The organism is Nitrospirota bacterium (assembly GCA_016178585.1).
Lineage (GTDB): Bacteria > Nitrospirota > Nitrospiria > JACQBW01 > JACQBW01 > JACOTA01.
Genome location: JACOTA010000006.1, coordinates 1 through 20,298, shown reverse-complemented (window position 1 = coordinate 20,298; position 20,298 = coordinate 1). Strand labels below are relative to the sequence as shown.

Sequence of the window (20,298 nt, the reverse complement as noted above, 5' to 3'; positions counted from 1 at the left end):
CTGAAAAGAAGACTTCGGCGAAGTTTGCCCATTCCACCATAGTCTAAAAATCTAGAGATGAGAATAACTTCGTCGGCGTCTTCGCTCAGGCCGCACCAGGCACCCGATCTATTTCCCTATGCAAAAATCTTTAAAAATTTGATTTAAAACATCGTCCGGAGTGGTGATTCCAACAATTTTCCCCAGATGGTCGATCGCCCCTTTTAAATCAAGCGCTACAAATTCCGGCGACATATTACCTTTGAGAGAGTCCAGGGAGTGAAGAAGCGACGCCTTCGCCTCCCGAAGCGCCTGTTCATGCCTCCGCCGAATAACCACAGCCCCGGCTTCTGAACCGGTCCACCGGGTTAATTGAAGACACGCCTCGGAAATCCCCGCCTCTAACTCCCGAATGCCCGATTTTCTAAAGGAAGAGATTTTTAACACCTGCTTATTCGAAAATCTCCCCGTTCGCGGCAAGCCGCTGTCATTGACCAAGTCTATTTTATTAAAGAGAATAAGATAATTCTTCCGGCAATATTTTTCAATGTTTTTATCTTCTTCCGGGGTCATTCCGGCGGTTGCATCGACCAGCCAGAGCACAAGGTCCGCGGACCGGATCGTCTCTTCTGCCCGTTTAATCCCTTCCTTTTCAATCGGATCGTCCGTCGACCGGATTCCGGCGGTATCCACCAGCCTGACTTTTACACCATGAACTAAAAGAGATTCCTCCAGAGTGTCCCGCGTCGTTCCCGGAAACGCCGTGACAATGGCCCTTTCATTTCCTAACAGGGTGTTCAGCAAGGTCGACTTCCCCACATTGGGTCTCCCCGCCAGGGCGACCAGAAACCCCTCCCGGACAATCCTTCCATCCCGGGCGGTATTTAACAACCCATCGACCTCTTCCAAAAGATTGAGGACCTTCTGAACCGCGGCGGGTTCGGATAAAAACTCTATGTCTTCCTGGGAAAAGTCTATGTTCCCTTCCAAATTCGAGAGAAGGCTGACCATCCGCTCGCGGATTTTTAAAATGACCTGGGAAAAATCGCCATTTAAATGTTTAAGGGCCAGCTCCCGGGCAATTTCAGATTCCGCTGAAATAAAATCCATGACCGCTTCAGCTTGAACCAGGTCGATTCTTCCATTTAGAAAGGCTCGCCTGGTAAATTCTCCGGGAAGGGCTTCTCTGGCCCCCTCCCGCACCAGCAGTGAAAGAATTTTCATGAGAGAAGGGGTGTTGCCGTGGCAGCTGAGCTCTAAAACATCCTCGCAGGTGTAGGATTTAGGGGAACGCATCACGGCCGCCAGGACTTCATCCAGGACCTCTCCGGTTCGAGGGTCCACGATCTTGCCGTAATGAAGGGTGTGCGTGGGGGCCTTGTGAAGTTTTTTTTTATGTACGGCGTGAAAAATCCGATCCCCGATTTCAAAGGACCTTTGTCCGCTCACCCGGATCACCCCGATGCCCCCCTGACCGGGCGGGGTGGATATTGCGCAAATCGTGTCCTCATTCGCAAAGCGATAGGGGCTCACGTCGCCCCCTCAACCGGCAAAGCCGGTTTTTTAAAATCATCTGTCCGCTGTGGAAACGCTTCCATAGCTAGCTCGGATGCTCCACGCTCGCTTTGCTTGCTGGGAATCTATATAAAGAGGTCTTCATTGAACTAACCTAACTTGATTTTACGGCCTTTCCGGTCTTCTCTGCAACTCCCGCTTTTTGTTTTCCATTGGCGGAATATTTCGCCGTGACCACCTGCTGGGTGATACTCAGGATGTTGTTCACCATCCAGTATAAAACTAACCCGGAAGAAAAGTTTAAAAAGAAAAAGGTAAAAATCAAGGGCAGGAAAAGCATGATTTTAGCCTGCTTGGGATCCATATTGGTCGGCTGGATTTTTTGCTGGATAAACATGGTGATTCCCATCAAGACGGGAAGAACATATTTATGGTCATAATCGGAGAGGTCGTTCACCCACAAAAAAAACGGCGCGTGCCGAAGTTCAATCGTCGTATAAAAAATATTAAAGAGAGCCACAAATACGGGTATTTGAAGAACCATCGGGAGACAACCGCCAAGAGGATTTATTTTGCGCGTCTTGTAAATTTCCATAATTTCTTTATTTAGCCGCGGTTTGTCATTCTTATATTTTTTTTGTAGATCGGCAAGGATCGGCTGAACCTCCTGCATCCCCTTCATTGATTTATAGCTCTTATGGGTCAGCGGAATAAACAGCACCTTGATCGAAACGGTCAGAAAAATGATGGCAATGCCATAATTATGAGTAAAACTGTAAAAGAAATTCAGGATCGAAAATAACGGTTTTGCGATGATACGGACCACCGACCAGCTTCCGGCGATAAACCAGCCAAAATCAATTGTTTCTTCCAGATAGACATTTAAAGATTCCAGGATCGATAGTTTCTTGGGGCCGGCAAAAAGGACAAATTGTTCGGTGTTGGAAGCGGGTTGTTTGGGCAACACCTTTACCCCGACTGTAAATTCCCCCTCTTTAACTTTTTTAACAATGGATTTCACTTCTTCATCTTTAGGAATCAGCGCGGCAAGAAAATATTTATCCTGTAAAGCCGTCCAGGTTGTTTTTCCCTCATAAACAACCTCCTGAGAAAGTTTTGAAGGGGTTTCCTTTATCACCCGGTTATTGATCAAGCTGGTGGGCCCGATAAATCCAACAAAACTTTTATCTCCCCATTGATGAATTCCAAAATTGGAACCCAAAAGAAATTCATACGAAGGAATGTTTTCGGTTTTGATTTCAACGTCGACGGCATAGGTGTCGTCATGAAAGGTCAGTTTTTTCTGGACCCCCTTCCCTGTTGCGGCGTCTTTTAAATAAAAAATGATCGTTCCTTCTTTTTTTCCGCTCGCGAGATTAAGATCCTCCCCTTCAACATGATAAATTCCTTTTAAAAAAAGATCCCCCTCTTCCTTCATTTCTAAAGACAAAGGAAAAAGAGATATTCCTTCATTGAGGAGTTTAACGCTCGTGGTTCGGTCGCTCTCTGTATATTTTTTAAGGTCCCACCGCTTAAAGGCCCCCCCGCGATTGGTTAACTGGGCATGATAAAGGGGCGTATCAACGGTTAAAATTTTTTCTTCCGGCGCTGGTTTGTTTTCAATGGCGCCTATTGGCGTGTTCAGGAGCTCATTTTTTTCAACCCCCGCCGCGGCACGGGTTGAAACCGCTGTTTCTTGTTTCACCGGCAACGTTTTTTTGGCCGGAAAAAGATAGGAACTCCCAATCAGAATTAGAACGGAGATAACAATAAAGAGAACAAGCCTTTTTTCCATGGATTCCTTTTTCAGCTAAAAATTTTCTAATTTAAAAAAATAAATTCAATTTGATTAAAGAGGCGAGAAAAGAAAACTTTATTTCAACGGAGAGGATCATAACCGCCGGGATGAAAGGGATGACATTTAAAAAGGCGGCAGACTCCCAAAAAAACGCCTTTAAAAATTCCATATCTTGCCAAAGCGTCGATTTGATATTGGGAACAGGAGGGATAAAACCGGCAGACCGGGGGCAACCAGGGAGAAATCCCCCTTTGATAAATTCGAATCAATAAAATAACGACTTGGGTCATTGGACAGGAAGCTGTTTTAACATTTTATGAATGGAAAAAATAACTTCTTGCTTTAATAAAATAAAAAGTTTCTTTTTCGATTCGGATTTTGGAACCACGATAAAATCAAAAGGAAAGTTAAAATCAATTTGCTGATTATAAAGAATTTCCCTGAAAATTCTCTTAATGGTGTTTCGATCTACGGCTCCCCCGCATTTTTTCCCAACGACAACTCCCGCCCGGCCATGAGAAAGATTATTTTTAAAAAAAAGAAAATCAAAATTTGGACCTCTTAATCTTTTTCCTTTTTCAAATAAAAACTGAATTTCACGATTACTTTTTATTTTTTTATCTTTTAATTTTTCTTTCAGCCCATTCCCTTCCTGAGTTTTTTACGATCTTTTAATCAACGGTCAATCTTTTTCTCCCTTTGTTTCTCCGCCTCTTAATGACTTTACGTCCGTCGGCGGTCGACATTCTTTTTAAAAACCCGTGGGTTCTTTTTCTTTTTAATTTACTGGGTTGAGCATAGGTGTCAGACATGTGAGATCCTTCTAATCTTGAATAAGAGGTTTAAACAAGATAAAATAGTGTTTTTTAAGTTTAAAGTCAAGTTTTAATTATGTCTTTTTAATAAATAATTTTTTATTTTATTGTTTAGTAAATAAAGATAATATTTATAAATTAAATAAAAATAGTAGTCCATAGTAAGCAGCATTAAAGTGTGGAAAATAACCTAAGTCCTTTAAATGACATGAATAAAAGAGATATAAATCTGGGGATAGTTTTATAAAAAAAATTATCAACTGTTTATTTCATTTTTGTGGAAAATGAAATGGCTTGTAAAATGGTTTTAAGTTTGTTATAGTTTTATTGCTTTTTTAAAAAAAAATATATAAGATATTGATTTTTATATGTTTTTTATTCGTTTATTGAACTATAAAAAAAACAGGATGAAGATATAACACATTGAAAAAATAGGTAAAAAAAAGTTATTAACAATTGTGAATAACTCTGTTAGTAACTTTAAAATTAATAGAGAAGTTTATTTTTATAAATTAAGTGAAGCAACTGGTTTAGCCAGTGACGGACTTTGGAATGGTCGTAGTTAGACCGAGCGGAGCGCGGGGTTCGGGCATCTGCCGAAAAAGACTTATCGGCACTGCGGGAACGTGCCGAGAGCAAGCTTTGTGACACAGGCCCCTGAATATCATTAATTAGGTTTTTATAAAAAATGATGGATATGAATGAAATTTGGAAAGAAAATTTGAGTTTGATTGAAACTCAGATTAACAAACAAAGTTTTGATATGTGGTTTAAACCGCTGCGTTTTTCCAGTTTTGAAAAAGATGCTTTTATCATTTCTGCCCCCAACAAGCTTTTTGGCGAATGGATTTTTACCCATTATCAGGACCAAATCGATCAGAACCTGGAAACCCTCACCCAAAGAAAAGATATTAAGGTTGTTTTTGTTATCGATGAAGCGGGATTAACGAAAGAAGAAAACGCCGCAGTCCCTGAAAGAAGGGCGGATAAAGAAAAACGAAAGGTGGGGCTGAATGCCAAGCATGTTTTCAGCTCCTTTGTTGTGGGGTCCTCCAATCAATTTGCCCATGCCGCTTCTTTAAAGGTTGCCGAGGAGCCCGGAAAGACCTACAACCCCCTGTTCCTGTACGGTGGCGCCGGATTGGGGAAGACACACCTGTTAAACGCCATTGGAAACGCGATGTATGCGAAGAACAACGGGTTGAATATTGTTTATCTTCCCTCTGAAAAATTCACGAACGAGCTGATTAATTCTATTCGCTACGACAAAATGCCGGAGTTCAGGGGAAAATACAGACATATCGATGTTCTTCTTATTGACGATATTCAGTTTATTCAGGGGAAAGAGCGTACGCAGGAAGAGTTTTTTCATACTTTTAATACCCTCTATGAAGACAACAAACAAATCGTTTTATCCAGCGACCGGTCGACCAAAGAGATGTCTGATATTGAAGAACGGCTCCGTTCCCGTTTTGAAATGGGATTGATTGCCGACATTCAGCCTCCGGATCTTGAAACCCGAATTGCCATTTTAAAGAAAAAAGCCGATGCCGAAAAAACAAATCTCCCGGATGATTTGGCGTTGTTTCTCGCCACACATATCAAAAATAACATTCGGGTTCTCGAGGGTTCTTTAAACCGGGTAGGGGCGTTTTCCTCTTTAACCGGTGAAACCCTTTCCATCGACCTCGCAAGGCGCGTCCTTCAAGATATTATTGTTGAAAAAAAGAAGATGATTACGCCGGAGGATATTCAAAAAATCGTCTCCGAAAAACTACACATCAAAATCAACGAGATGAAATCCAAAAAAAGGACCAAAAACCTGGTTTTTCCCCGGCAGCTTGCCATGTATCTTTGCCGCGAATTGACCGAGTTGTCCTTTCCTGAAATCGGAAAACATTTTGGAGGGAAGGATCATTCAACCGTGATTCATGCCTGCCGCCAGGTCGAGAAACTTAACCAGGCTGACGGCGAGGGAAAGGCGCTCATCGATCGTCTCAGGCGTCAGGTCAAAGACTTATGAAATTTTTCAGAAAACGCTGAAAATTAGAATAATCATCTAAAAAGAACGAAGCCTCCCTGCGGAACCACCCGCGAGAAAGCTTTGTGGGAGATCATCATGAAAATTTGTATCGACAGGAGAGAGTTGCTTAAGGGTCTCCAAAGGGTGCAGGGTGTTGTGGAAAAAAGGAATACCATGCCGATCCTTTCCAATATTTTGCTGGACGCTGAAAAGGAAGACTCTGTCGTTTCTCTTTTCGCCACCGACATGGAAATCGCCATCCAGGCCTCCTATCCCGCGGAGGTGATCCGGAAAGGAAAAACCACCCTGTCAGCCCGTAAAGTCTATGAAATTGTCAAGGAGCTTCCCGAAGGTCCTGTTACCCTCCAACAGCAGGAAAATCAATGGGTTCAGATCGAAGCCGGAAAATCCAAATTTAAGATGGCAGCCCTTTCGGCAGAAGATTTTCCTCTGGCCCCGGCGGTTAAGGAGGAAATATCCGTTCGACTTTCGGCAAAAAATTTGTCAGAGCTGTTCAAAAAGACGGTTTTCGCGGTCGGAGAAAATGATTCCCGCTATATTTTAAACGGACTTTTGGTCAACGTTCAGGTGCAAGGCAGCAAAAAAGTCCTTCGTTTGGCAGGAACGGACGGCCACAGGCTTGCCGTCATTGAGCGTGAAGATTTTGAACATTTTTTTCCGGACGGGGAGCCCGGGGGGGATAAAGAACTTCAGGCGGTGGTTCCAAAAAAAGCGATTTTTGAAATGAAAAAACTGATCGAAGAAGGGGAAGAAGAACTCCTGATCAGCCTGGCCAAGAATCAAATTATTTTTAAAAAAGGGGACCTGGTTCTTTACTCCCGCTTGATGGAAGGAAATTACCCCAATTATTCTCAGGTGATCCCGAAGGCGAACGACAAGACGGTCTCGGTAAAAAAATGGGATCTCGAACGGGCGATTCGGCGGGTGGCTATTCTTTCAAAAGAAAAAACCCACGCGGTGCAGTTCTCATTTGAAGAAAACAGATTGTTCTTGAGCACCCAATCTTCAGAGCTGGGAGAAGCTGAGGATGAAATTGCCATCGTGTATAAGGGGGATAAAATCGGGACAGGGTTTAACGCCCGGTATGTTCTCGACGCGTTATCGGTCATTGAAAACGAGGAGGTTCTCATCGAGTTGAAAGATTCGTTAAGCCCCACGCTCTTTAAAGATCCGGGCGACAAAAAATACCTCTGCGTCATCATGCCGATGCGGGTGTAAGAAAAGACTGAAAGGACAATTAAAAGGTTATGGCAGAAGAGAAAAAAAGCGAAGCACCGGCTAAGCCGGGCGGAGCGCGGGGTTTGGGGGCATCGGAGTATCCGCCGGAGGCGGAGCGCACGGGCCCCCAAGTCATCATAGACAACTACGGCGCTGAAAATATCAAGATTCTGGAAGGGCTGGAGGCCGTCCGTAAACGGCCGGCGATGTATATCGGCTCGACCGGCGTGGAAGGCCTCCATCATCTGGTCTATGAGATCGTCGATAACAGCGTCGATGAGGCAATGGCCGGGTTTTGCGATCACATCGAGGTCAGTATCCATGTCGATAATTCCATTACGGTCATTGACAACGGCCGTGGAATACCGACCGGAATCCATCCTGATAAAAAGGTATCAGCCGCGGAAGTCGCGTTAACCGTTCTTCATGCGGGGGGAAAGTTTGACAACAAAGTTTATCGGGTCTCCGGCGGGCTTCACGGGGTTGGCGTTTCCGTGGTCAATGCCCTTTCAGAGTGGCTGGAACTGGAAATCAAGCAAAACGGCAATGTCCACACGCAGCGGTATGAGCGGGGAAAACCGACTGCGCCGCTCGCGTTAACCGGAAAAACCAAAAAAAGAGGGACCAAAGTTACCTTTAAACCAGACCCTCAGATATTTGAAAAGCTGGAATATACGGCGGAAACCCTGGCGACCCGGATCCGGGAGCTGGCTTTTTTAAACCAGGGTCTCTTTATATCCCTGACCGATGAGCGGACCGGAAAAGTCGAAGAGTTTAATTACAAAGGGGGAATTAAAGAATTTGTCGAGCATCTGAATGAAAACAAAACGCCGCTCCATAAGCCGATTGCGGTAGCCAAAGAAAAAGAAGGGCTGATCATGGAGGTCGCCCTTCAATATAACGACAGTTATACGGAGAATATTTTTTCCTTTGCCAATAATATTAATACGCGCGAAGGGGGAACCCATCTTGTTGGTTTTAAAGCCGCGCTGACCCGGACGATTAATCAATATGGATCGTCCAATAACCTCCTGAAAGGGGGGGAAACCCTGACCGGCGACGACGTGCGCGAGGGACTGACCGCGGTGGTCAGCGTGAAAATTCCCAACCCTCAATTTGAAGGACAAACCAAAACAAAACTCGGAAATAGCGAAGTCAAGGGCCTGGTTGAAGCGGCGGTTAATGAAGTCCTCGGGACATTTTTTGAAGAAAACCCGTCGATTGCCAAAAAGATTGTGGAAAAAGGGTTAAATGCGGCGCGGGCGCGAGAGGCGGCGCGTAAGGCCAAAGACCTCATCCGGCGAAAAAGCGCGCTGGAGGTCGGATCTCTTCCGGGAAAATTAGCCGATTGCAGCGAAAAAGACCCGGCCTTGAGCGAGCTTTTTATCGTCGAAGGAGATTCCGCGGGAGGCTCGGCCAAGCAGGGGAGAGACCGGCGGAACCAGGCCATCCTGCCCCTCAAAGGCAAAATTTTAAACGTCGAAAAAGCCCGGTTTGATAAAATGCTGACCAGCGACGAAATCCGGACGCTGATTACCGCCCTGGGAACCGGTATTGGCGAGGGGGGTTTTGATACCTCGAAAGTCCGGTATCATAAAATTATTATTATGACCGATGCGGATGTCGACGGCGCCCATATTCGGACCCTCCTGCTGACCTTTTTATACAGGCAGATGAAAGAATTGATTGAAAAGGGCTATATTTATATTGCCCAGCCGCCGCTTTTTAAAGTGAAAAAGGGTAAAACCGAGCTTTACATTAAAAATGAAGAAGAGATGAAAGAATATATTATCGACACCGTTGTGGATGCCGTGACCGTGTATGGCCAGGAGGAAGAAAAATTGACCGGGCCAGTTCTCAAACAGGCGTTGAAAAAACTTTTGCACTATGAAGAGCTTTTACAAAGGTTCTCAAAGAAGCAGGTCCCGCTCGATTTAATCCGGGCTTATGCGCTCGAACCTGAACTTCTCAAGGGGGCTCTAAAAAACGGCAAAAAAACCGAAAAGATCCTGGATGCGGTTACAAAATACTTTGCCACGCATTACCCAAAGGTAACTCTGACGGCTGAAATCGAGGCAGATGAAGAGCATAAAGGGTATCAGATCACCAACAAGGTTAAAGGAGAAGGCGGAACCCAAAAACTGACCGTTGATGAAGAGTGGGTCAATACGGCCGAGTTTAAAGAGCTCATGCAGGTTTCTCCCGCGGTTTTAGGTTTGGGGGCGCCTCCCTACCATTTGGAAGAAAACGAGGCTAAAGGGGCGGAAGAGGGGGAGAAAAAACCCAAGGCCTCCAGGAAAGCCGTTGAAAAAAAATCATTTATTACGGTCACCAGCCTTGTGGCCTCCATTCTGGAAACCGGAAAAAAAGGGTTATCGATCCAGCGGTACAAAGGGTTGGGAGAAATGAATCCCGATCAGTTGTGGGAGACCACGATGAATCCCGAATCGAGGGTTTTGTTAAAAGTTGAGCTTAATGATTCGGTAAAAACGGATGAAATCTTCACCGTTTTAATGGGCGATCAGGTGGAGCCCCGGCGGGCCTTTATTACCAAACATGCGCTAGAAGTTAAGAACCTTGATATTTAAAAATAAAGGAAGTCAATTTGCCAGATACCGAAGAAACATCCATTAATCTATCTGAAATCCGGATACCGCTTGATGGGGAGATGAAAACCTCTTATCTCAACTACTCCATGTCGGTCATCGTAGGAAGAGCCCTGCCCGATGCCCGCGACGGGTTAAAACCGGTTCACCGGAGAATTCTCCATGGTATGAACGAAATGGGGCTTCTCCACAACCGGTCTTATCGTAAATCGGCCAAAATCGTCGGGGAAATCATGGGAAACTATCATCCCCATGGCGATACCGCCATTTACGATACGATGGTCAGAATGGCGCAGGATTTTAACATGCGCTATATGCTCATTGACGGTCAGGGAAATTTTGGGTCGGTTGACGGCGATCCACCGGCCGCCATGCGTTATACCGAAGCCAGATTGGCGGCCCTTGCTGAAGAAATGCTGGCCGATATCGATAAAGATACGGTTGACTTCAGCCCTAATTATGACGAATCGCTCATGGAACCGCAGGTCCTTCCGTCTAGAATTCCAAATCTGCTGATTAACGGATCGTCAGGCATTGCGGTTGGAATGGCGACCAACATCCCGCCGCACAATCTGGAAGAGGTGATAAACGCTTCTGTCCTGCTCCTGGAAAACCCCCGGACAACGATTGAAGAGCTCTGCGAAGTCGTCAAGGGGCCCGACTTCCCCACCGGCGGTTTTATTCATGGATTTAGCGGCATCAAAAGCGCCTATCGAACCGGCCGGGGCATCATCCAGATGCGGGGGAGAGCCCGGATTGAACAGCCGGGCAAATCGGACCGGGAGACGATCATCATTACTGAACTTCCTTATCAGGTCAATAAAGCCAGGCTCATTGAAAAAATAGCGGAACTGGTCCGGGATAAAAAGCTCGAAGGAATTTCCGATTTAAGAGATGAGTCTGACCGCGATGGAATGCGGATTGTTGTGGAACTCAAACGGGGAGAAAACGCCCTCGTCCTCCTTAACCAGCTTTATAAACATACCGCCATGCAGTCGACCTTTGGAGTGATCATGCTGGCTCTTGTGGATAACCAGCCGCAGGTGATGAACCTTCAGCAAATTCTCGACGCTTTTTTAGAGCACCGGCAGGAAGTGGTTGTCCGGCGAACCCGTTTTGAATTACGCAAAGCGGAAGAAAAAGCCCATATCCTCGAAGGCCTTAAAATTGCCCTGGATCATCTCGATGAAGTCATCGCCTTAATCCGCCGGTCGCTCACTCCCGAAGAAGCCCGGGTCGGGTTAATCCGGCAGTTTGAACTCTCCACCCTCCAGGCCCAGGCGATTCTGGATATGCGGCTCCAGCGGCTCACCTCGTTGGAACGGCAAAAACTGATTGAAGAGTACGAAGCCCTCTTAAAACAGATTGAATATTTAAAATCGATTTTGGCGAGCGAACCGCTGATTAAAAAAATAATTAAAGAAGAGCTTCTTGCCGTTAAAGAAAAATATGGCGACGCCCGCCGCACAGAAATCATCGAAGAAACCGCCGACATCAATCTCGAAGATACGATCGCCGAAGAGGAGATGGTGATTACCGTCAGCCACAGCGGCTATATCAAGAGAAACCCGGTTTCCATTTACCGTTCCCAGCGGCGGGGAGGAAAAGGAAAAATGGGGATGGGAACCAAAGAGGAGGATTTTGTCAGCCAGCTCTTTGTCGCCAGCACGCATGATTATATTTTGTTTTTTACCAATAAGGGGCGCCTCTACTGGCAGAAGGTTTATCAAATTCCCGAAGCCGGACGGGTGACCAAAGGAAAAGCGCTGGTCAATCTCCTCTCTCTGGGACCGGATGAGGTTTCAACGGCCATTTTACCGGTGAAAGAGTTTCGTGAAGACCTTTATGTGGTTTTTGCGACCCGGAAGGGAACCATTAAAAAAACCGCGATAGACGCTTACAGCAACGTCAGAGCCGGGGGGATTATCGCTCTGACGCTGGACGAGGGGGACAGTCTGATTGCCGCCAAGCTGACCAACGGGCATGAAGAGATTTTCCTGGGAAGTAAAATGGGAATCGGAATCCGCTTTAAAGAAGCGGCGGTCCGGCCAACCGGGAGAACCGCCACGGGTGTCCGCGGAATGAACCTGGAAGAGGGGGACGAGCTGGTTGGCATGGAAATCATCGACCAGGAAAAAGGAACCGCCATTCTTGCGGTGACCGACAAAGGGTTTGGCAAGAAAACCGCTCTCGAGGAATACCGGGTCCAGGGGCGCGCCGGGAAAGGGATTATTACTGTTAAAACCAGCGAACGGAATGGACATGTCGTCGGTATCCTGCAGGTGACCAATAAGGAAGATGTCATGCTGATTACTGCGGAAGGAAAGATTCTCCGGTTAAAAATCAGCGCCTTGAGAGAAATCGGCCGGGCCACCCAGGGGGTAAAACTCATCGACGTGGGTGAAAATGACCGCGTGGTAGCGGTCGCTATTTTAGCTGAAGACGAAAAAGGGGAACAAGAGGCCTCCTCGGAGGAACCTTCTTGAAAAAGAGAGACGTAGCGCGCTACGTCTCTGCAATGGCGTTTCTGGCTGTCTTTATTTTGTTTCCTGCCGGCTGTACTCACAAGGTTCAAGCCCAGTTGAAAGAGGCCGAAAGACAGTTCCGGTTGGGAAATTATCAGGATTCCCGTTCAGATTATTTACAAATCGCCGAGACCTATCCTAAAAGCAGGCAGGCGCCGGAGGCCTATTATTGGGCCGGCGTCATTTCCTACCTCTATCTAAAACAGACTCAAAAAGCCCTCGATTATTTTCATAAGGTTTTAACCGATTACCCCGCCTCGGAATTTGTTCTCCCTTCCCGGGGCCATCTGGCGGAAATGTTTGAAAAGGAATTTAATGAGCCCCGCCTGGCTATCGGGGAATACCAAAAAATGATTGAAGAGACCCCTGACCATGCCAATGAAGATGAATATCTCTACAAAATCGGCGACATCTACTTTAACCAGGGGGATTTAGCCCAGAGTAAAATCGAGTGGGAAGGGTTGATCAAAAAGTTTCCAAGAAATAAATGGACCGACCGGGCCTCTTTTCAGGTAGCGATGATTTTATTGATCAAGGAAAAATATGCCGAAGGACTTGCCGCGATGGACGATTTTCTAAAAGTTTATCCTGACAGCCCTTTTGTGATTGAAGCGAAATATGAACGGGGAGTTTGTCTGGAAGAGCTGAACCGATATGACGAGGCCCTGGCCGTGTTTAAGGAATTATTACCGACCTACTCAAACCATCTTTTGATTGAAGCGCGGATTAAAAAAATCGAAGAGAAAAAATCCAGCCTTCAACAGCAGGAGAGCGTGGAACCGGACCGACCGACGGTCCATGGCGGCTAATTTTCCAGTATATTTAAAACCGTAACATTGTTAGAATACCAGCCGGTAACGTAAACCCGCTTCCCATCGGGAGAAACGGCCAGGCCCGAAGGGTTTTTTAAAACGGGATAGGTCAGAATCACCCTGTTTTTATCCACATCAATCACTGAAATTGAATCAGATTTGTAATTTGCCACAAAGAGTCTTTTTCCATCTGAAGAGAGATCAACCGTTTTAGGGTGTTCTCCCACTTTAATTTTATTCAATACCCGATGGGTTGTTGAGTCAATGACCCAGACCTCTCCCGCGCCCCAATGGGTAATAAAAGCTTTTTTGCCATCTTTTGAAAAAACAATGTGCCGTGGATTATCCGTCGTTTGAATGATGCCCGTTACCGATTCTTTCACGGTATCGATGACGCTGACATTTTTACCCCGGAAATTCGCCACATAAAGCTCATACCCGTCCGGAACCAACGCGATTCCACGGGGAACCGCTCCCACAGGAATCGTCGCGGTGACCTCAAAGGTCTCGCTATTAATCACCATCACATTATCCGACGCCCAATTAGAGACATAAACCTTTTTTCCATCGAAACTGGCAGTGACCCCCTTTGGTTTATCTCCTACCGGAATAATTTGAATGACCTTTTTAGTTTGGTAATCGACCACGGAGAGAGTCCCGCCGCCCCAATTGGTAATATAAAGCCGGCTGCCGTCGGGCGAAAAGGCCATTTCAACCGCCTCAGAAGGGAGCGGCACCGTTTCGGATACTTTTAAGGCGCCAAGGTCTATAATGGAAAAACTTTTCGACCCGAAGTTGCTGACTACCGCTTCCTTACCGTCAGGAGCCAATAAAATTGCTTTGGGAAATTCCCCGACAGGGATTTTTTTAACCACCTCCAGGTCCAAAGCCAATGAAGGGGAGTGATGAAAAAAGAAACACAAAAGGAAGGTCAGAAAAAAAATGCGAAGCGTAAAAGCCATAAAAAATCCGATTTCGGGTTCATTTAACGTTATCCAAGGACGTTTGTTTTGTCAAGAAATCCCGGTCACCCGATTAAACGACGCAGCCCCTGGCCTGAAAAAACGGATATTTTAAAAAACCGGGGTGGGCAAGGGAGCGTTTCTTCTTGAAAAAGTAAATGGAGTGGGATAATCTTTCTTTCAATTTCAAAGGGGAAACAAGAGGAAGGAGTTTATTGAAAAAATGATAGAAAGGCTTTTACCCGGGCTGGCGGCGCTCCAGAATGTTCATCCGATGTTTGTCCATTTCCCGATTGCCTTTTTCCTGGGCGCGCTTGTCATGGAAGGAGGCGCTGTTTTTCGGGACGAAAAATTCCATATTGTCGCAACCTGGATGATCTATCTCGGGACCCTGGCGGCGATCATTACCCTGTCGACCGGATTTATCGCCGCGGATACGATTGCGGCGGCGGATCCCGGGGGGCACAGCAGTCCCGGTCACGAATACATTCATCTCCACCGGAATTGGATGGCCACCCTTACCATTTTCAGCGGGGCCCTGTCTCTTTACCTTTTCCGGATCAACCGGAAAGGGAAGTGGGCTTCTCAAAAATTCGGGCTCCTTTTGGGGTTGTTGATTTTGTCATCGATGATCACACTCGGAGCTGACCGGGGCGCCCGTTTGGTCTATGAGTTTGGAGTAGGGGTCAATCCAAAAGCCTTCGAGAAAACACCTGCCGCTCCGAAAACCGGACATGATCATCCGGAAACTTTTCTAAAAAACAAGAAAGAGTTTTCGTTGATTTAAACTTTTGGGTATGTTACGTTTTTAAGAGAATAAAATTAAATCGAAGGGTTTATTTAAAAGGGAGGAAAAAATGAAACAAATCATTTTAGGTTTTATCCTGGTTGTTTTCGTCTCGCCGTTTGCACACGCTGATGCTCCAAAGGGGCATTGTGACGAGATGATCAAGCATGCGCAGGAGGCCGTCGATCAAGGCAAAGCCGGCGATGTCAAAGCCCTCACCCATCATGCGGAAGCAATGCTGGAGCATGCCAAAGGTTGTGAAAAGGAGAGCGCGGCAAAAGATCATGTCAGCGAGGCGATCAAACATGAAGAAGAGGCCGTAGACCATGGCAAGGCCGGACATTTGGATATTGCGCTGAAACATGCCGAAGGCGCTTTGGAGCATGCCAAAGGGGCCGGTAAATAAACGGATTGAAATCGATTTAACGCTTTTCCTTTTTATGTCCGGCGGGCTCAACATTTAGGAGCCCGCCGGACATCATTTCTTTTCTGAAAACCTTTCAGACCTGAACCCTTTCGAATTCTTCAATAAAAGTTAATAAAATGCCACAAAAAAACAGGTTAGGAACAGCAAGTCTCGTGGCGGCGGCAATGATATGGGGAGGATCGGTTGTGGCCCAAAAAGTCGCCTTGCAGACGTGGAACCCCTATTTTGTTTTGCTGGTTCGTGGAGGAGGGACACTTTTGTTGATCCTTCCCTATTTAACGTTTAAAAATAAAATTCAACCTTCTCTTCTTTTCAAAGATAGGTTCCGGTTGGCCGGCATGAGTATGACAGGTCTGGCAAACTCCCTGTTTGTTTTACTGGGACTTCAATATACCTCCGCTATGGAAGCCGGAATGATTATGGGAAGCACACCGATTCTGACAGCGCTGATGCTTGTGTCGCTTGGAAAGCAATCCCTCGACAGCCGGGGTTGGCTGGGGTGTTTGATTACCTTTTTAGGGGTTGTCCTGGTGGTGTTCCATCCGCAGACGGGAGTAAGACCCGATACGGTTTGGAAAGGGGATCTTTTAGTCCTTTTAGGTGTCATCAGCTGGTCAATTTATACTCTGCTCGGCCAGGAGGCGATGGGCCGCCACTCACCTTCTTTTATTATGGTGGTGACCTGAACGCCTCCGATACATCAGGAAAATCTATGGATCGCCTGGGGAGCTTTAATTTATATCGTTCTTGTGGCGACGATTTTCGGTTTTTTTCTCTGGCTCTATGGTCTCCACCGGGTGGGGGCCGCTCATTCAACCGTTTTTTTAAATTTTATTCCACTATCGGCCATTCTTTTTTCCGCGCTTCTGTTGGGAGAGTCGATTCATTGGCGTCAGTGGGCAGGCGGCGGTCTCATTTTATTAGGTGCCTGGATCGTCAGCCAAATCCCTTTACGGATGGAGAGCGGCGAGCAGGTCTTTGGGCATTAAGCGGGTGACCCCTTCCTTGTGCCCTGCCCAGAGTCTCCGCTCTGAATCCTGAACCAATGTATAAATGTCGTCGGCGGGGAGCCCTTCCTTTTTTGAAAAATTTAAAAACTGTTCGCCGTTAAAATAGGAAATTCCATTGTTCGTTCCAAGCCAGAGCCCGCCCCTGTTGTCGGGAGTAATGGCGTAGACCACATTACCGGCTAAACCATTTTTGGTGGTGTAATTTTTCCATCGACTGCCGTCAAACCGGGAAAGCCCTCCCCCCCATGTTCCAAACCATTTGATTCCGTTTAAATCGATAAACATCGAAAAAACATAATTTTCGTTGTAAGTTTCTTTTCCGGTTTCATCCAGGGTGTTTAGATTATGACGATGGCGGGCCAGATTGATATCGTCCAGGGTTTCAGACCCATAATGGTTGTTGGGACCCTGGCCAAGCTGGAACTCATTGTCCGCGCCCAGACCATCTTGATGTGTCCAGGTTTGCCATGCTTTTCCGTCAAAACGATTGACGCCTCCTTCGGTTCCCATCCAAACCGACTGATCCTGATCCACCGCAATGGTATAAACCCAGGGATTCACCAATCCATCCTTTACCCGGTAATTGGTAAATTTTTTGCCGTCGTAGCGGCTGACGCCGTTCCAGGTCCCGATCCACATCACACCGTCGGGCTGGTAAGCGATCTGGTAGACCCACGAATCGGCCAGATCTGGCGGGAGAAAGGTCTGCCAGCTCTCCTCACGAAAACGGGTCAGGCCGCCCGCGTTTGTTCCAAACCATTTTGTTCCATCTTTGGAAATGCTTATCGTAAAGATGTAAGGGCTTTTCAAACCTTCTTTTTGGGTAAACGTCTGAAGGAGAACCCCGGAAAACCGCTGGATTTTTAAAACGCCCAGAGAAGAGCCGACCCAGAGAAAAGGTCCTTCAATGGCCAGAGAGCGAACATAGGTTCCGGGTCCGGTATCAAAGGTGTCATAGACGATATATTGAATCGATTGAAGGGAAGGGGGTAGCGGCGTCGAAACAGCAGGTCCTTTTTGACGGCATCCGCTGATTCCCGCGGCCATCCAGAAAAAAATGAACACACAGGTTTTAAACCCGTTGAAACCGGTTTTCAAGCCGCTTTTCTCCGCAACCGTTGGAAGATCATAAAGATTCCCAGAACCGCCATCGGGAAACTTAAAAACTGCCCCATTGAAAAGGGACCCAGAATAAATCCGAGCTGGGGGTCAGGTTCTCTAAAAAACTCCACAAAGAACCGAAAAGTTCCGTAGCCCGTGATGAAACTCCAGAACATGACGCCGTCGGGGAGTTTCCGTTTGTTTAAAAAAAAGAGAATGAAGAAAAGGAGAAGGCCTTCCAACAAAGCTTCATAAAGTTGAGAGGGGTGACGGCACTCAGGCCCCCCCATGGGAAAGACCATGCACCAGGGAACATCTGTTGCTCTTCCAAAAAGCTCGCCATTGATGAAATTTCCGAGGCGGCCGAAACCGAGCCCGATCGGGATGGCGAGAATGGCCAGGTCGGCGAGTTTATAAAAAGAAATTTTTTTATGTTTAGCGTAAAGCACCATTGCGGCGAGTGTTCCTAAAAACCCGCCGTGAAAAGACATTCCTCCCTCCCAAACATAAAAAACCCGAAGCGGGTGTTCAAAATAATAAGAAAAATTATAAAAAAGGGTATAGCCGATCCGGCCCCCTAAAATGACGCCAAAAGCCGCATAGGTTACCGCATCTCCAATATCCTCTTTTGATAGCCGGAGCGATTTTTTATGTTTGGATTGCCAGGTCAGGACCCAATAACCGGCGGTGAACCCTAAAAGGTACATGAAGCCGTACCATCGAAGGGCGATGGGCCCTATTTTAAAAATATTCGGATCGATATTCGGATAATTGAGCATAAAATTCCCCTGAAAATAACGTTTAATACTACGTTGATTTTTTTTAATTTGCAATACAGGTTGAAGTTTTTAGATAAAAACTTTAGGATGTTAAAAAACGGATTTAAAAAGAAAAGGGATAGAAAATCAGCAATGGTCAAAAAAATAAAAAAGAAGATTAAAATTACTCCTTTTACCCGTTATGTGATCTCCCTCGCGATGATTGTTTCACCGCTGTATGCACCGGAAAGAAAAAATCCGTTTTTATGTTCACCCTTTTATCCGCCGACCCTTCTTAAAGATTTCTTTAACCGGCATTTTCAAATTGATTTGGTTACAGCCGATCGGTTTGTTCCGTTTGAGGAGTATAGCCGGTGGGTTTCTTCCACAAAGCCGGGCGAAGCAATGAAAGCCGGTATGAAAACCGGTTTTATTCCCTTTTCACATTTGAACGAAGAGATCGGGGGAAGCTCCTCTCCCGGTCTGGTCATTCTTCCGATGTTGGGAGCGGCGATTGAGCCGGAATGGGACGATCAGTTTAATCAATGGACGGAGGGTTTTTCCGAAATTCAATCTACCGCCTTTCGCCATTTGATTGAACCGGTGCTTGGAATCGTTCCGGGTGTGGACAGAATTCTCTTTATGGGTCCTGCGCCCGCCAAACAGTTAAATCAAATCATCCTTTACCTTCACGGCCGGGTGTCGGATGAGTGTCATTTAAACCGGTGGCCGGCCCCGTCCCTTTTTCCCATAATCGATTTCAAAATTGTGGAGCGGCTGCCGATCAAGACCCCCATTTCTTTTTAAAGGGGGTGAAGCGGGTATTCCCCATTTGGGCATTTTCAGTTAATACAACAGCTAACTAAAGGTCTTGGTCTATCAACGTTTGTTTCGCGACTATTGCTTTTATATTCGACTTTCCTTCTACGTATAGCAAGCTACAAAGAAACGAAAAGGCCTGATGGCATAAACTGCGGATTACCGAAGCTAACGGGTAGCCCTTTCAGTGCCTACAAGTTCTCCTGCTTTTTGATCCGTGTATTTTTGTGATTTATAACACAAGTGAGGGTCGGAGGAAGAAGAAAATAATTTAATCGCTACTTTCCTAGTTTTAGAATTTCGGACACTTCTTTATTTTTACTTTCATCTGCATAAAACAAAGCGGAGTGCCTCTCAGAATCCTTTATGTTAATATCGGCACCTTTATCTACCAGATACCGCACCATTCTACTTTCATTATGCCAAACAGCCTGTATCAATGGAGTAACGCCCGAAATATCCTGAGAGTTGATGTTGGCTCCTTTCTCAATCAATGTTTTCATAATTTCAAATAAGCCATAATGAACTGCATATCTTAAGGCCGTTCTACCGATAGAATTGGCAACATTGACATCAGCGCCAAGCTCAATTAATGCCCTCATTGTGTCCTCATTACTTGAATTGACTGCGTTTATTAATGGAGTATTTCCAATATCATCTCTTATGGAGTTTATATTTGCTCCTGCAGAAATCAAAACTTTAATAACCTGTGGCCGTCCATGTGCCGCAGCGTCGAATAGTGCTTCGTTTAGGTCCTCTTTTCTATACTTCCTTTCATCAACAGGTTTTGCTTCTCTAACCGAATCTATTTGGTTGTGGTGATCAGGTGGATAGACACAAGAGAATGAAAAAGCGACCAATCCTAGGAGGCAGAAAGAAATAACTTTATTTTTAATAATGCCTTTTCCGAACAAAATAATATCCCTCGGACATTTTTAAGTATTATAAATTCTTAGGTATTCAAAAGCGAGGATTACCACTAACTTTAGCAAAGAAATTATTTATTACATATTGGCCAAAGTCTGAAAATAAATTCCACACTTGACGAGTTATACCTATTTAGGTATAATACGAACGTGGAGCCAATTATGAGACCACTTCTATGGATCGCATCGTCCAAAA

The 20,298-nt window shown here is 45.8% G+C and carries 19 protein-coding genes; 10 read left to right on the top strand and 9 right to left on the bottom strand.

Annotated features, from left to right (window positions below):
- Positions 1 to 108 precede the first annotated feature (108 nt).
- The 5 genes from mnmE to rpmH all read right to left on the bottom strand — a co-directional run bounded on the left by mnmE (position 109) and on the right by rpmH (position 4,104).
- On the bottom strand, positions 109 to 1,512 hold the full coding sequence (mnmE, locus tag HYR79_00690; protein MBI1820204.1) for a tRNA uridine-5-carboxymethylaminomethyl(34) synthesis GTPase MnmE: 1,404 nt from the start codon (positions 1,510 to 1,512) through the stop codon (positions 109 to 111).
- 136 nt (positions 1,513 to 1,648) lie between these two features.
- Positions 1,649 to 3,289, bottom strand: a complete 1,641-nt coding sequence (gene yidC, locus HYR79_00685; GenBank protein MBI1820203.1) for a membrane protein insertase YidC — start codon at positions 3,287 to 3,289, stop codon at positions 1,649 to 1,651.
- Between the two features lie 83 nt (positions 3,290 to 3,372).
- Entirely contained in the window at positions 3,373 to 3,582 is a 210-nt protein-coding gene (gene yidD, locus HYR79_00680) for a membrane protein insertion efficiency factor YidD (GenBank protein MBI1820202.1), read from the bottom strand.
- The gene (gene rnpA / locus HYR79_00675; GenBank protein ID MBI1820201.1) at positions 3,579 to 3,932 is read right to left on the bottom strand and encodes a ribonuclease P protein component; all 354 of its coding nucleotides are present in this window, start codon (positions 3,930 to 3,932) and stop codon (positions 3,579 to 3,581) included. The genes yidD and rnpA overlap by 4 nt, the downstream gene beginning before the upstream one ends.
- Positions 3,933 to 3,963: 31 nt before the next feature.
- Positions 3,964 to 4,104 (bottom strand): 50S ribosomal protein L34, encoded by a 141-nt coding sequence (rpmH, locus tag HYR79_00670; GenBank protein ID MBI1820200.1) that lies wholly within the window; start codon positions 4,102 to 4,104, stop codon positions 3,964 to 3,966.
- Between the two features lie 691 nt (positions 4,105 to 4,795).
- Here rpmH and dnaA point away from each other — a divergent pair.
- From dnaA to HYR79_00645, 5 genes are all read left to right on the top strand, one after another.
- Positions 4,796 to 6,130 carry a chromosomal replication initiator protein DnaA gene (gene dnaA / locus HYR79_00665; GenBank protein MBI1820199.1) on the top strand — a complete coding sequence of 445 codons (1,335 nt, stop codon included), beginning with the start codon at positions 4,796 to 4,798 and terminating at the stop codon, positions 6,128 to 6,130.
- Positions 6,131 to 6,226: 96 nt separating this feature from the next.
- Positions 6,227 to 7,369 carry a DNA polymerase III subunit beta gene (gene dnaN, locus HYR79_00660; GenBank protein MBI1820198.1) on the top strand — a complete coding sequence of 381 codons (1,143 nt, stop codon included), beginning with the start codon at positions 6,227 to 6,229 and terminating at the stop codon, positions 7,367 to 7,369.
- A gap of 29 nt (positions 7,370 to 7,398) precedes the next feature.
- Positions 7,399 to 9,957 (top strand): DNA topoisomerase (ATP-hydrolyzing) subunit B, encoded by a 2,559-nt coding sequence (gene gyrB, locus HYR79_00655; GenBank protein ID MBI1820197.1) that lies wholly within the window; start codon positions 7,399 to 7,401, stop codon positions 9,955 to 9,957.
- Between the two features lie 17 nt (positions 9,958 to 9,974).
- Positions 9,975 to 12,461 (top strand): DNA gyrase subunit A, encoded by a 2,487-nt coding sequence (gene gyrA / locus HYR79_00650; GenBank protein MBI1820196.1) that lies wholly within the window; start codon positions 9,975 to 9,977, stop codon positions 12,459 to 12,461.
- Positions 12,458 to 13,309 (top strand): tetratricopeptide repeat protein, encoded by an 852-nt coding sequence (locus HYR79_00645; GenBank protein ID MBI1820195.1) that lies wholly within the window; start codon positions 12,458 to 12,460, stop codon positions 13,307 to 13,309. Before gyrA ends, HYR79_00645 begins: the two co-directional genes overlap by 4 nt.
- Here the strand turns inward: HYR79_00645 and HYR79_00640 are convergent.
- Positions 13,306 to 14,274 (bottom strand): beta-propeller fold lactonase family protein, encoded by a 969-nt coding sequence (locus tag HYR79_00640; GenBank protein ID MBI1820194.1) that lies wholly within the window; start codon positions 14,272 to 14,274, stop codon positions 13,306 to 13,308. The genes HYR79_00645 and HYR79_00640 overlap by 4 nt on opposite strands.
- 223 nt (positions 14,275 to 14,497) lie before the next feature.
- On the opposite strand from HYR79_00640, the gene HYR79_00635 reads away from it, so the two are divergent.
- The 4 genes from HYR79_00635 to HYR79_00620 all read left to right on the top strand — a co-directional run bounded on the left by HYR79_00635 (position 14,498) and on the right by HYR79_00620 (position 16,477).
- On the top strand, positions 14,498 to 15,061 hold the full coding sequence (locus tag HYR79_00635; protein ID MBI1820193.1) for a DUF2231 domain-containing protein: 564 nt from the start codon (positions 14,498 to 14,500) through the stop codon (positions 15,059 to 15,061).
- Between the two features lie 70 nt (positions 15,062 to 15,131).
- Positions 15,132 to 15,467 (top strand): hypothetical protein, encoded by a 336-nt coding sequence (locus HYR79_00630; protein ID MBI1820192.1) that lies wholly within the window; start codon positions 15,132 to 15,134, stop codon positions 15,465 to 15,467.
- A gap of 137 nt (positions 15,468 to 15,604) precedes the next feature.
- Positions 15,605 to 16,174: a DMT family transporter gene (locus HYR79_00625; protein MBI1820191.1), complete on the top strand. Its 570-nt coding sequence runs from the start codon at positions 15,605 to 15,607 to the stop codon at positions 16,172 to 16,174.
- Between the two features lie 63 nt (positions 16,175 to 16,237).
- Positions 16,238 to 16,477: a DMT family transporter gene (locus HYR79_00620; protein ID MBI1820190.1), complete on the top strand. Its 240-nt coding sequence runs from the start codon at positions 16,238 to 16,240 to the stop codon at positions 16,475 to 16,477.
- On the opposite strand, the gene HYR79_00615 is transcribed toward HYR79_00620, so the two are convergent.
- A complete protein-coding gene (locus HYR79_00615) occupies positions 16,439 to 17,596 on the bottom strand; it encodes a regulator (GenBank protein ID MBI1820189.1) in 1,158 nt (385 codons plus the stop codon). The two genes, HYR79_00620 and HYR79_00615, sit on opposite strands and share 39 nt — an antisense overlap.
- Entirely contained in the window at positions 17,593 to 18,378 is a 786-nt protein-coding gene (locus tag HYR79_00610) for a prolipoprotein diacylglyceryl transferase (protein ID MBI1820188.1), read from the bottom strand. Before HYR79_00610 ends, HYR79_00615 begins: the two co-directional genes overlap by 4 nt.
- A gap of 132 nt (positions 18,379 to 18,510) precedes the next feature.
- Here HYR79_00610 and HYR79_00605 point away from each other — a divergent pair, with 132 nt between their 5' ends.
- Positions 18,511 to 19,164 carry a hypothetical protein gene (locus HYR79_00605; GenBank protein MBI1820187.1) on the top strand — a complete coding sequence of 218 codons (654 nt, stop codon included), beginning with the start codon at positions 18,511 to 18,513 and terminating at the stop codon, positions 19,162 to 19,164.
- A gap of 290 nt (positions 19,165 to 19,454) precedes the next feature.
- On the opposite strand, the gene HYR79_00600 is transcribed toward HYR79_00605, so the two are convergent.
- Complete coding sequence (locus HYR79_00600) at positions 19,455 to 20,090, bottom strand: ankyrin repeat domain-containing protein (GenBank protein MBI1820186.1); 636 nt, start codon at positions 20,088 to 20,090, stop codon at positions 19,455 to 19,457.
- Positions 20,091 to 20,298: the final 208 nt, after the last annotated feature.